We start from the raw sequence: 12,020 nt of genomic DNA, 5'->3' as shown, positions 1-12,020 counted from the left end.
TCTGGCGCCGCTGACGGGGTGGCGGCCAACGTTGGCCGCACAAAAAAACGGACAGGGCATTTTACGGCCCTGTCCGTTTTAACCGGACATCAAATATCAATAACGATAGTGTGCCGGCTTATATGGACCGTCTTTCGGCACGCTGATGTAGCTGGCCTGTTCATCAGACAGCTCGGTCAGGCGGGCGCCGATGCGCTCCAGATGCAGGCGCGCCACCTTCTCGTCCAGATGCTTGGGCAGCACGTACACCTTGTTGTCGTACTTGTGCTCGTTGGCGAAGATCTCGATCTGCGCCAGCACCTGGTTGGTGAAGGAGTTGGACATCACGAAGCTCGGGTGGCCGGTGGCGCAGCCGAGGTTCACCAGGCGGCCTTCGGCCAGCAGGATGATGCGCTTGCCGTCCGGGAAGATGATGTGATCCACCTGCGGCTTGATGTTTTCCCACTGGTACTGGCGCAGCGAGGCGACTTCGATCTCGCTGTCGAAGTGACCGATATTGCACACGATGGCATTGTTACGCATTTTCTTCATGTGCTCGTGATTGATCACGCCGACGTTGCCGGTGGTGGTCACGAAGATGTCGGCCTGATCGCAGACTTCGTCCATGCGTACCACGCGGTAGCCTTCCATCGCCGCCTGCAGTGCGCAGATCGGGTCGATTTCGGTCACCCACACGGTGGCGCCCAGACCGCGCAGCGACTGCGCGCAGCCCTTGCCCACGTCACCGTAGCCCAGCACCACGGCAACCTTGCCGGCGATCATCACGTCAGTGGCGCGCTTGATGCCGTCCACCAGCGATTCGCGGCAGCCGTACAGGTTGTCGAACTTGGACTTGGTCACCGAGTCGTTGACGTTGAAGGCCGGGAACGGCAGCAGGCCGTCCTTTTCCAGCTGGTACAGGCGATGCACGCCGGTGGTGGTTTCCTCGGTCACGCCCTTGATATGCTGCAGACGCTTGGAGTACCACTGCGGGTCGATTTCCAGATGACGCTTGATGGAAGCGAACAGTGCGGTTTCTTCTTCGTTGGTCGGGTGGCCGATCACGCCCAGATCCTTCTCCGCCTTGCTGCCCAGCATCAGCAGCAGGGTGGCGTCGCCGCCGTCGTCGAGGATCATGTTCGCTGGCTGGTCTTCCGGCCATTCGAAGATCTTGTGGCTGAATTCCCAGTACTCGTCCAGGCTCTCGCCCTTGAACGCGAATACCGGAATGTTGGCCGCAGCGATGGCGGCGGCAGCGTGATCCTGGGTGGAGAAGATGTTGCACGATGCCCAGCGCACTTCGGCGCCCAGCGCGGTCAGCGTCTCGATCAGCACCGCGGTCTGTACCGTCATGTGCAGCGAGCCGGCGATGCGCGCGCCGCGCAGCGGCTGGCTGTGCTGGTATTCCTTGCGCGTGGCCATCAGGCCCGGCATTTCGGTCTCGGCAATATTGAGTTCCTTGCGGCCCCAATCTGCCAGATTGATATCGGCAACGAGATAGTCGTTGAATGCAGCCATCGTGTATTCCTTTGTCACGAAGGCCGGGAGGGATGGCTCACCCGCGCATCCCGTGCCCGGCACGGGTTATCCTGAAGCGGCCCGATCGGAGCCGTTCAATGAAAAGCAGGTGAGCGCCGTTTTGCGTTTCCGGGCCTGGGGCATGGCCTCGCAGCGCTCCCCGGAATCCCGCCATTATGGCAGAACTTGCGGCGCAAGGTTGGCCGCAACGACGCCGCACGGGCAACAAGACCACCGCGGCCGCCGCCCAGAGGCAAAGGAAAAGGCCTCTTGCGAGGCCTTTTTGCACAACAGTTTGGCTAGCTTACAGGCCGGCAGCGGCGCGCAGCGCGGCGGCCTTGTCGGTACGCTCCCAGGTGAACTCCGGCTCTTCGCGGCCGAAGTGGCCGTAGGCCGCGGTCTTGGTGTAGATCGGACGCAACAAGTCCAGCATCTGCACGATGCCTTTCGGGCGCAGGTCGAAGTGCTGTTTCACCAGCTCGACGATGCGCTCGTTCGGGATCGCGTTGGTGCCAAAGGTGTCCACCGAGATCGAGGTCGGCTCGGCCACGCCGATGGCGTAGGAAACCTGGATCTGGCACTGGCGCGCCAGACCGGCGGCGACCACGTTCTTGGCCACATAACGACCGGCGTAGGCGGCGGAACGGTCGACCTTGGTCGGATCCTTGCCGGAGAAGGCCCCACCGCCGTGCGGTGCGGCACCGCCGTAGGTGTCGACGATAATCTTGCGGCCGGTCAGGCCGCAGTCGCCCATCGGGCCGCCGATGACGAAACGGCCGGTCGGGTTGATCAGGAACTTGGTTTCGGCAGTAATCATTTCCGCCGGCAGCACCGGCTTGATGATGTCCTCGATCACCGCATCGGTCAGTGTCTTGTGGTCGATTTCCGGCGCGTGCTGGGTGGACAGCACCACGGTGTCGATGCGCTTGGGCAGGCCTGTTTCGCTGTCGTAGACGCAGGTGATCTGGCTCTTGGCATCCGGACGCAGCCACGGCAGGCGGCCATCCTTGCGCAGTTCCGCCTGACGCTGCACCAAACGGTGCGCGTAGTAGATCGGGAACGGCATCAGCGTCGGGGTTTCGTCGCAGGCGTAGCCGAACATCAGGCCCTGGTCGCCGGCGCCCTGGTCTAGATCCAGGCCTTCGCCTTCGTTGACGCCCTGGGCGATGTCCGGCGACTGCTTGTCGTAGCACACCATCACGGCGCAACCGCGATGGTCAAAACCCAGCTCGGTATTGTCGTAACCGATGCGCTTGATGGTTTCGCGCGCGATCTTGATGTAGTCGATGTTGGCGGTGGTGGTGATCTCGCCGGCCAGGACTACCAGACCGGTGTTAACCAGGGTCTCGGCCGCAACGCGGGCGTATTTGTCTTCACGCAGGATGGCGTCCAGAATGGCGTCGGAAATCTGGTCCGCGACCTTGTCCGGATGGCCTTCAGATACCGATTCAGATGTAAAAAGATATTCGCTCATTGTGTCCGTTCCCGAATAATGGCCTTTGAGTTAATGATAAAATAGCGCGTTTACTTTCCAGCAGACCATGATGACCCGAATCGCACGACTCATCCTGCAGACCCTGGCCGCGTTGCCGCTACCGGCACTGCACCGGCTGGGCGCCCTGCTGGGGGAAATCCTCTATTACCTATCGCCGCGTTTTCGCGAACGCATACGCGAAAACCTCAAAACCAGTCAAATCGCTGGAAGTTATCAGCTTTACGAATCGCTCGTCAAACTCTGTGCGGCAGAAACCGGCAAGGGCGCGCTGGAACTGGCCATCGCCTGGTGCCGCGAGCCGGACTACATCACCTCGCTGGTACGCGGCTGTGACGGCTGGGAGCATGTCGAAGCGGCACTGGCGGAGGGCAAGGGGCTGATCTTCGTCACCCCGCACCTTGGCAGCTACGACATTGCCGGACGCTACATCTCGGCCCGGCTGCCGTTCCCGCTGACCGCGATGTACCGCCCGCCGAAGCTGGCGTGGCTGGAGCCGATCATGAACGAGGGCCGCGCCCGCGGCAAAGGCCGCACCGCGCCGGCCACCGGCGCCGGTGTGCGCCAGCTGATGAAGGCGCTGAAATCCGGCGAGGCCACCATCATCCTGCCGGACCAGGTGCCCGGCAGCGGCGAAGGCGCGTGGGCACCATTCTTCGGCAAGCCGGCGTTCACCATGACACTGCTGGCGCGTCTGGCGCAGATGAATGGTGTCGCGGTGCTGTGGTTTACCGGCGAACGCCTGGCTGGCGGTGCCGGCTTCCACATCCACATCAGCCCGCAGCAGGGCGAATTCAGCGGCGAACGCGAGGCCGACGCCGCCGTGGTCAACGCCAATGTCGAACGCCTGATCCAGCGTTGGCCGCAACAGTACCTGTGGAGCTACAACCGCTACAAGACGCCGTCCGGCGCTCCGTCCCCCGATCAAGCTTAATTCTGGAATACCGCATGAAATTCGCCCTGGCCCTGCTGTGGCTCATCCGCCTGTTGCCGCTGCCCGTCATCCACGCCCTGGCCTGGGGCCTAGGGCAGCTGGCCTACCTGCTCGCCCGCGAGCGCCGTCGCGTCGGCCTGATCAACCTGCGCCTGTGCTTCCCCGACATGGGGCTGACGCAGCGCCGCCGGCTGATCCGCCGCCACTTTGTCGAGATGATGAAGCTGGTGCTGGAGTACGGCATCGTGTGGTGGTCGTCGCCACAGCGGCTGCGCCAGCTGGTGGAGGTACGCGGGCTGGAACATATCACCCGGCTGCGCGAGGCGGGCGAAGACGTGGTGCTGTTCTACCCGCACTTCGTCGCCTTCGAGATCTGTGCGCTGCGCCTGAATCTGGAGGTGCCGCTGGTCAGCGTCTATTCGCACCAGAAGAACAAGACGCTGGACGCGCAGTTCTACCAGGGCCGTAACCGCTTCGACAATGCCTACATCGTGTCGCGGCAGGAGAGCCTGCGCAGCATCATCAAGGCGATGCGCAAGGAGCACACCCCGTTCCTTTACCTGCCGGACCAGGACTTCGGCCCGCGCGACGCCATCTTCGTGAAGTTCTTCGCCACTGACGCCGCCACCATCACCGGCCTGTCGCGCATTGCCAGCATCGCCAAGGCCAGGGTGGTACCGGCCATCGCCCGCCGCGAAGGCGCGCGCTTCGTGCTCGATATCCATCCGCCACTGGACAACTTCCCCAGCGACAATCTGGAAGCCGATACCCGCCGCATGAACGCCTTCCTGGAGCAGCGCATCCTGGAGGCGCCGGAACAGTACTTCTGGCTGCACAAGCGCTTCAAGACCCGGCCGCAGGGACAGGCACGTTTCTACTGAGCCTGTAGCCAACCACCACGGGCAAGGATGGCTGCGGCCAACCTTGCCCGTTTTGTTTTCGGGGCAAGCTAGCCGGTGAGCGGGCTGGCCGCACAGGGAAACGCGCGGTTGTAACCGTATAGAAGTGACGCCGCTCGGTAGCGGTCTGCGCTTTGAGGTAGCCAAGGTTGGCCGCAGCCTGGCGACAGCCCCTCCGCACACCCTCTACCCTGCCCCGCTGCGATCGGGAGCGGCAACCTTCAATCTCCAGACATCCCGGCATCAGTGACCCGGAAGCGAGGCCCACAGTGCCGCCAGCCAAACAAAAACGCCACGATCGGATCGTGGCGTTTTTGTTGTGCTGCGCAGCGGCTCAGCTACCGCGCTTCTTCCAGAAGTAGCGCCCGATAAAACCGGGAAACGCAAACACCAGGAACAGTGCCAAGGTGGTGACATAAAACTGCCACTTCTGCACGTGTACCGGCGAATGGCGGCCTTCCAGCAGCTGCGCCAGCACACCCAGCAGCAGGTACAGCGCCACCAGTTCCAGTAACTGCCAGCCAAAGTGCTTGTTGGCCACCCGCCAGATGCCGGCAACGCGCCGGCTCATGAATGGCAGATTGGCCGCAACAAACGCGAGCAGTAACAGGACGATGACGCTGACTTCCATGCTGATTCCTTACAGGACGACGAGTGATTGTTTCATCGCTTCGACACACATCGCGATCAGACGTTCCGGCATCGCACCCAGTACCAGCAAGGCCACGGCATTGAGCGACAGCACCAGCTTCATGTCACCGGACATGGTGATCGGGCTGTGATCCTGCACGTCGTCGAAGTACATCACCTTGACTGCACGCAGGTAGTAGAAGGCACCGATCAGCGACATCAGCACCGCCACAATCGCCAGCCACAGCAGGTTGACGTTGACGATCGCCTGGATCACCGCAAACTTGGCGTAGAAGCCAGCCAGCGGCGGAATACCGGCCATCGAGAACAGCGCCAGCAGCATCAGCAGTGCGTACCAGCTGTTGCGGCCGTTGAGGCCTTTCAGGTCGTCCAGTGTCTCGCACTCGAAACCGGCACGCGACAGGCCCAGCAGGATGCCGAAACCGGCCAGCGAGGTCAGCACGTAAACGATCACGTAGAACAGTGCGGCGGAGTAGCCTTCGGCGTTGCCGGCGATCAGGCCCAGCAGCAGGAAACCCATGTGCGAGATGGTCGAGTAGGCCAGCATGCGCTTGAGGTTGGTCTGTGCAATGGCGGTCAGGTTACCGATGGCCATTGACAGTACCGCCAGAATCACCAGCATGCCCTGCCAGTCGGCCACCATCTCGCCCAGACCCTGCACCAGGATGCGGATCACGAACACGAAGGCCGCCAGTTTCGGTGCGGCACCGATCATCAGCGTCATCGCGGTGGACGAGCCCTGGTAAACGTCAGGCACCCACATGTGGAACGGTACCGCACCCAGCTTGAACGCAAGACCAGCCACGATAAACACCAGGCCGAAGACCAGCAGTGTCTGGTTGGCGCTGCCCGAGGCGATCGCCTGAGCCACCTTGGTCAGTTCCAGCGAACCGGTGGCACCGTACACCATCGACACACCGTACAGCAGCAGGCCGGAAGCCAGCGCGCCGAGCACGAAGTACTTCATCGCGGCTTCGATGGCACGACCGGACTCACGTTGCAGCGCGATCAGCGAGTACAGCGACAACGACAGCAGCTCCAGGCCCATGTACAGGCTGACGAAGTTGCTGGCCGACACCATCAGGTTCATGCCCAGCAGCGCGAACAGGGTCAGGGTGAAGTATTCGCCCTTGAACAGGCCGCGATCCTTCACGTACTGGCGGGTGTAAACCAGCACCAGTGCCGTCACGCCGTACATCGCCACCTTGACGATGTCCGACAGCGGATCATCGACAAACATGCCACTGAGGGTAATGGTGGCGAACGGCTCGAAAGTGGAAACCTGGATCACGGCACAAACCAGCAGTGTCAGCAGCGACAGTGCATAGGTGATGCCGCGCTTGGCGTCCGAGATAAACAGGTCAAGAATGAGGATTACCGACAGAGCCCCAAGCAGGAACATCTCTGGCAAAGCCGGCATCAGATTGAGATCAGCCCAATTCATTTCGTATTCCTTGTGGCCTCTTAGAGCTTGCTTTGCGCAACGTGCGCGATCAGTTCATTGACAGACAGGTGCATCTTCTCAACGAACAGCTGCGGGTACAGACCCATACCCAGTACGGTCACGGCCAGGATCACCAGAATCAGGAATTCACGCTTGTTGACGTCCTTCATCTCTTCCACGTGGTGGTTGCCCACATCACCGAAAATCACGCGCTTGTACATCCACAGGGTGTAGGCGGCGCCGAAGATCAGCGTGGTGGCAGCCAAGGCAGCGACCAGGAAGTTCACCTGCACCGCGCCCATGATCACCATGAACTCGCCGACGAAGCCGGAGGTGGCAGGCAGGCCGGAGTTGGCCATGCCGAACAGCATCATGAAGGCGGCAAAAATCGGCATCTTGTTGGCGACACCACCGTAATCGGCGATGTTGCGGCTGTGCACGCGGTCATACATCACGCCGATGCAGAAGAACATCGCGGCGGAGACGAAGCCGTGCGACACCATCTGTACCAATGCACCTTCCACCGCCCATGCATTCATCTGGCTGCCGGTGAACAGGAACATGCCCAGGGTCACGAAGCCCATGTGGGAAATGGAGGAGTAAGCCACCAGTTTCTTCATGTCGGTTTGCACCAGTGCCACCAGACCGATGTACACCACCGCCACCAGCGACAGGCCGATCATGATCGGAGCCAGCTCGATCGAGGCATCCGGCACGATCGGCAGTGCAAATCGCAGGAAGCCGTAAGCACCGATCTTCAGCGTGATCGCCGCCAGCACCATGGAGCCACCGGTCGGCGCTTCCACGTGGGCATCCGGCAACCAAGTGTGTACCGGCCACATCGGCACCTTCACCGCAAACGACAGGAAGAAGGCGATGAACAGCAGGATCTGTACCTGCAGCGGGATCTGCTTCAGGGCCTGGAAGGCCTGGATGTCAAAGGTCTTGCCAGCCTGGAAATACAGGTAGATGAACGCTACCAGCATCAGCAGCGAACCCAGCAGCGTGTACAGGAAGAACTTGATCGAGGCGTAAACGCGACGCGGACCACCCCACACACCGATGATCAGGTACATCGGGATCAGCATGCCCTCGAAGAACACGTAGAACAGGATCGCATCCAGCGCGGCGAAAGCACCGTTGATCAGACCCGACATGATCAGGAACGCGGCCATGTACTGTGCGGTGCGTTTCTGGATCACTTCCCAGCCGGCCAGGATCACCATCAGCGTGGTGAAGCTGTTCAGCACGATGAACAGCATCGAGATGCCGTCCACCCCCAGGTGGTAGTTGATACCGAGGGATTCGATCCACGGCATGTTTTCGACAAACTGCATGCCGCCATGCAGGTTGTCGAACTGCGTAAACAACGGGAGCGATACCAGGAACCCCAGCACGGCACCAGCCAGCGCCAGCCAGCGCGCCAGCGGTGCGCGCTGGTCGCCACCGGTCGCCAGCACCAGCAGGCCGGCTACGATGGGGGTCCAGATCACCAGACTCAAAGGATTAGCAAACATATCGAGAACCTAATTTGTTATATCGATTCCGGTACCGATCCTTAACGGAGGATCAGCGGCTTGAACCAGTACGTCATCAGAACCAGCACCCCGATGATCATCACCGCAGCGTAGCTGTAGATGAAACCGGTTTGCAGCTTGCGGACCGCTCTGGATACCGAGCCGACCAGACGGGCACTGCCATTCACCAGCAAGCCATCGATCAGCAGCATGTCACCGACTTTCCAGAAGAAAGTGCCCAGTGCGCGCGAACCTTTGGCAAACACGGCGAAGTACAGCTCGTCCATGTAGTACTTGTTCTCGAGTAGCGTGTGCACGCCGGAGAACTTCTGCTTGATGGCGGCCGGAATGTGTGGCGCCTTCATGTAGAAGAACCAGGCCAGTGCCACACCGGCTGCGGCCAACCAGAACGGCAGGGTCACGAAGGCGTGCAGACCCATGGCCATCGCATCGTGGGCATGGTGCATAGCTGCTTCCAGGCCCGGATGTGCTTCCAGATTGGTGAAAATCACGCCCTTGAAGAACTCGCCACCGACCAGCGGATGGATGGCGAAGAAACCGATCAGCACCGAAGGAATCGCCAGCAGTGCCAGTGGCAGGGTCACCACCCATGGCGACTCGTGCGGCTTGTCGTTCGGACCCAGACCATGATGGTGGTCATCGGACGGCTCTTCGTCGTCATGATCGCCCTCATGGGCATGGTGCGAACCGTGGTTCTCCATCCAGCGTTCCTTGCCGTGGAAGACCAGGAAATACATGCGGAAAGAGTAGAACGCGGTCACGAACACACCGGCGATTACGGCAAAGTAGGCAAAACCGGAAGCCGCCAGGTTGCTGTGTTCCACGGCCAAGATGATGGAATCCTTGGAGTAGAAGCCGGAGAAGAACGGGGTACCGATCAGTGCCAACGAGCCCAGCAGCGAGGTGATCCAGGTAATCGGCATGTACTTGCGCAGGCCGCCCATATTGCGCATGTCCTGGTCATGGTGCATGCCCATGATCACGGAACCGGCGCCAAGGAACAGCAAGGCCTTGAAGAACGCGTGCGTCATCACGTGGAACATGGCCACCGAGTAGGCGGACGCGCCCAGTGCCACAGTCATGTAACCCAGCTGCGACAGGGTAGAGTAAGCCACCACACGCTTGATGTCGTTCTGTACCACACCGAGGAAACCCATGAACAGCGCGGTGATCGAGCCGGCCACCATTACCACGTTCAGTGCGGTATCCGACATTTCGAACAGCGGGCTCATGCGCGATACCATGAAGATACCGGCGGTCACCATGGTCGCCGCGTGAATCAGCGCGGAGATCGGCGTCGGGCCTTCCATCGAGTCTGGCAGCCACACGTGCAGCGGGAACTGCGCCGATTTACCCATCGCGCCGATGAACAGCAGGATGCAGGTCACGGTCAGCAGCGACCATTCCACGCCAGGGATGATCTGGATGGTCTTGCTGGCCAGCGCCGGCGCCGCAGCGAACACGTCGCTGTAGTTCAGCGAACCGCCGAAATAGGCCAGTACCAGGCCGATACCGAGCAGGAAGCCGAAGTCACCGACACGGTTGACCAGGAACGCCTTCAGGTTGGCGAAGATCGCAGTCGGACGTTTGAACCAGAAACCGATCAGCAGATAGGAGACCAGACCCACCGCTTCCCAGCCGAAGAACAGCTGGATGAAGTTGTTGGACATCACCAGCATCAGCATCGAGAAGGTAAACAGCGAGATGTAGCTGAAGAAGCGCTGGTAACCCGGATCTTCGTGCATGTAGCCGATGGTGTAGATATGCACCATCAGCGACACGCTGGTTACCACCACCAGCATCATCGCGGTCAGCGAGTCAACGAGGAAGCCGACGGAGAACTCGAAACCACCGACCGTCAGCCAAGTGTATACAGGGGCATTGAATACCTGGGTGCTGCCGTCAAGGAAGCCCTTCAGTACGCCAATCGAGAGAACCGCCGAAACTGCCACGCCAAGAATGGTAACAACGTGTGCAGCACGGCGACCAATCGCCCATCCAAACAGGCCTGCAATGACCGACCCCACCAGTGGTGAGAGCGCAATCAGCAGGTATAAGCTCTTCATATCCATGTTTGTCGTGCTTTTTAAAGTGGTATCCGGTTGCCTTAGCCTTTGAGGCTGCCCAAGTCTTCTACGTTGATGCTGTCCAGTTTACGGAACAGCACCACCAGAATCGCCAGACCAATCGCCGATTCTGCCGCCGCAACGGTAAGGATGAAGAAGACGAAGATCTGCCCAGCCGTATCAGACAGATAGTGCGAAAACGCGATGAAGTTGTAGTTCACCGCCAGCAACATCAGTTCGATTGCCATCAGCAGGATGATCAGGTTTTTCCGGTTCAGGAAAATACCCAGTACGCTGATGGCAAACAGGATGCCGGCCAGAACCAGGAAGTGTGTGAGTGAAAGCACGTGTCCTCCTAATCGGCCGTCAGGCCTGTTGCTCGTTGATGTCAGAAGCAGTGTCCACTTCAGGCTTTACCGCCTGAACCTGAACCACACGCACGCGGTCATTACGACGCACCCGCACCTGCTCCGCCGGATTGATGTACTTGCTGTCAGCACGCTTGCGCATGGTGATACCGATGGCAGCAACCATCGCCACCAGCAGCACGACCGCCGCGGCCTCGAATGGCAGCAGGTAAACGGTATACAGCTGGCGACCCAGTTCGCGTACGTTGCTGGCATCGGCCGCTACTGCAGGCCCGGCCTGGAAGCCGGCAAGGTTGGCCTCCGGGCTGGACAGGATCAGCAACATTTCGGCCACCATCACCAGCGCCACGGTACCGGCCAGCGGGAAGTTCTGCCAGAAGCCTTCGCGCAGCTTCTCGATGTTGATGTCGAGCATCATCACCACGAACAGGAACAACACCATCACCGCACCGACATAGACCAGCACCAGCGCAATGGCGAGGAACTCCGCCTGCAGCAACAGCCAGTGGCCGGAGGCGGTAAAAAACGCCAGCACCAGATACAAGGCTGCATGAACCGGGTTCTTGGCCGTCACCACGCGGAACGCGGCAACGATCAGGATCAGCGACAGCACATAAAACACAACAGCTTGAAAGCTCATGTCTCCCCCTTAGCGATACTTGGCATCAGCAGCCTTGTTGGCCGCAATTTCAGCCTCGTACTTGTCACCCACCGCCAGCAGCATCGGCTTGGTGTAGTAGAGGTCGCCACGTTTTTCGCCGTGGTATTCAAAAATGTGCGTTTCCACAATGGCGTCGACCGGGCAGGCTTCTTCGCAGAAACCGCAGAAAATGCACTTGGTCAGATCGATGTCGTAGCGGCTGGTACGACGGGTACCGTCGTCACGCTGCTCCGACTCGATGGTGATGGCCAGCGCCGGGCATACTGCCTCGCACAGCTTACAGGCGATGCAGCGCTCTTCGCCGTTGGCGTAACGGCGCTGCGCGTGCAGGCCACGGAAGCGCGGCGAGATCGGGGTCTTCTCTTCCGGGAACTGGACGGTGATCTTGCGGGCGAAAAAGTGACGACCGGTCACCATCAGGCCCTGCACCAGTTCTACCAGCAGGAAGGTTTTGAAAAAATTTCGGATCA

At 60.3% G+C, this 12,020-nt stretch carries 11 protein-coding genes and 1 riboswitch; of the genes, 2 read left to right on the top strand and 9 right to left on the bottom strand.

The window, feature by feature from the left end; all coding sequences use genetic code 11:
* Window positions 1–96: 96 nt before the first annotated feature.
* Complete coding sequence (gene ahcY, locus NOM55_RS13935; protein WP_047966939.1) at window positions 97–1,497, bottom strand: adenosylhomocysteinase; 1,401 nt, start codon at window positions 1,495–1,497, stop codon at window positions 97–99.
* Window positions 1,498–1,601: 104 nt separating this feature from the next.
* A riboswitch (S-adenosyl-L-homocysteine riboswitch) is annotated at window positions 1,602–1,665 on the bottom strand.
* 136 nt (window positions 1,666–1,801) lie between these two features.
* Complete coding sequence (gene metK / locus NOM55_RS13930) at window positions 1,802–2,971, bottom strand: methionine adenosyltransferase (RefSeq protein ID WP_120809244.1); 1,170 nt, start codon at window positions 2,969–2,971, stop codon at window positions 1,802–1,804.
* Between the two features lie 70 nt (window positions 2,972–3,041).
* Between metK and NOM55_RS13925 the strand changes: the two genes are divergently transcribed.
* Both NOM55_RS13925 and NOM55_RS13920 read left to right on the top strand, forming a co-directional pair.
* Entirely contained in the window at window positions 3,042–3,923 is an 882-nt protein-coding gene (locus NOM55_RS13925) for a lysophospholipid acyltransferase family protein (RefSeq protein WP_255909208.1), read from the top strand.
* A gap of 14 nt (window positions 3,924–3,937) precedes the next feature.
* Window positions 3,938–4,804: a lipid A biosynthesis lauroyl acyltransferase gene (locus tag NOM55_RS13920; protein ID WP_255909127.1), complete on the top strand. Its 867-nt coding sequence runs from the start codon at window positions 3,938–3,940 to the stop codon at window positions 4,802–4,804.
* Between the two features lie 352 nt (window positions 4,805–5,156).
* Here the strand turns inward: NOM55_RS13920 and NOM55_RS13915 are convergent, their stop codons facing one another.
* Genes NOM55_RS13915 through nuoI form a run of 7 tightly spaced genes read right to left on the bottom strand, consistent with a single transcriptional unit; the run spans window position 5,157 to window position 12,018 of the window.
* On the bottom strand, window positions 5,157–5,453 hold the full coding sequence (locus NOM55_RS13915; protein ID WP_047966936.1) for a DUF2818 family protein: 297 nt from the start codon (window positions 5,451–5,453) through the stop codon (window positions 5,157–5,159).
* Window positions 5,454–5,462: 9 nt separating this feature from the next.
* Window positions 5,463–6,917, bottom strand: coding sequence for an NADH-quinone oxidoreductase subunit NuoN (gene nuoN / locus NOM55_RS13910; protein WP_255909125.1), 1,455 nt, complete (start codon window positions 6,915–6,917; stop codon window positions 5,463–5,465).
* A 20-nt stretch (window positions 6,918–6,937) separates the two neighbouring features.
* Window positions 6,938–8,434, bottom strand: a complete 1,497-nt coding sequence (locus tag NOM55_RS13905) for an NADH-quinone oxidoreductase subunit M (protein WP_120809248.1) — start codon at window positions 8,432–8,434, stop codon at window positions 6,938–6,940.
* A gap of 41 nt (window positions 8,435–8,475) precedes the next feature.
* Window positions 8,476–10,527 carry an NADH-quinone oxidoreductase subunit L gene (gene nuoL, locus NOM55_RS13900; protein WP_047966933.1) on the bottom strand — a complete coding sequence of 684 codons (2,052 nt, stop codon included), beginning with the start codon at window positions 10,525–10,527 and terminating at the stop codon, window positions 8,476–8,478.
* A gap of 35 nt (window positions 10,528–10,562) precedes the next feature.
* A complete protein-coding gene (gene nuoK, locus NOM55_RS13895; protein WP_047966932.1) occupies window positions 10,563–10,868 on the bottom strand; it encodes an NADH-quinone oxidoreductase subunit NuoK in 306 nt (101 codons plus the stop codon).
* Window positions 10,869–10,887: 19 nt separating this feature from the next.
* On the bottom strand, window positions 10,888–11,529 hold the full coding sequence (locus tag NOM55_RS13890; protein ID WP_255909123.1) for an NADH-quinone oxidoreductase subunit J: 642 nt from the start codon (window positions 11,527–11,529) through the stop codon (window positions 10,888–10,890).
* Window positions 11,530–11,538: 9 nt separating this feature from the next.
* On the bottom strand, window positions 11,539–12,018 hold the full coding sequence (gene nuoI / locus NOM55_RS13885; protein WP_202902727.1) for an NADH-quinone oxidoreductase subunit NuoI: 480 nt from the start codon (window positions 12,016–12,018) through the stop codon (window positions 11,539–11,541).
* Window positions 12,019–12,020: the final 2 nt, after the last annotated feature.

This window comes from Vogesella sp. AC12, assembly GCF_024437575.1.
GTDB classification, from domain to species: Bacteria; Pseudomonadota; Gammaproteobacteria; order Burkholderiales; family Chromobacteriaceae; genus Vogesella; species Vogesella indigofera.
This window is presented reverse-complemented; position numbering and strand designations above follow the sequence as displayed.

Excerpts from the sequence above, each read along its gene's own strand:
- ahcY (WP_047966939.1), bottom strand. The coding sequence starts at position 1,497 with ATGGCTGCATTCAACGACTATCTCGTTGCCGATATCAATCTGGCAGAT.
- metK (WP_120809244.1), bottom strand. The coding sequence starts at position 2,971 with ATGAGCGAATATCTTTTTACATCTGAATCGGTATCTGAAGGCCATCCG.
- NOM55_RS13925 (WP_255909208.1), top strand. The coding sequence starts at position 3,042 with ATGACCCGAATCGCACGACTCATCCTGCAGACCCTGGCCGCGTTGCCG.
- NOM55_RS13920 (WP_255909127.1), top strand. The coding sequence starts at position 3,938 with ATGAAATTCGCCCTGGCCCTGCTGTGGCTCATCCGCCTGTTGCCGCTG.
- NOM55_RS13915 (WP_047966936.1), bottom strand. The coding sequence starts at position 5,453 with ATGGAAGTCAGCGTCATCGTCCTGTTACTGCTCGCGTTTGTTGCGGCC.
- nuoN (WP_255909125.1), bottom strand. The coding sequence starts at position 6,917 with ATGAATTGGGCTGATCTCAATCTGATGCCGGCTTTGCCAGAGATGTTC.
- NOM55_RS13905 (WP_120809248.1), bottom strand. The coding sequence starts at position 8,434 with ATGTTTGCTAATCCTTTGAGTCTGGTGATCTGGACCCCCATCGTAGCC.
- nuoL (WP_047966933.1), bottom strand. The coding sequence starts at position 10,527 with ATGGATATGAAGAGCTTATACCTGCTGATTGCGCTCTCACCACTGGTG.
- NOM55_RS13890 (WP_255909123.1), bottom strand. The coding sequence starts at position 11,529 with ATGAGCTTTCAAGCTGTTGTGTTTTATGTGCTGTCGCTGATCCTGATC.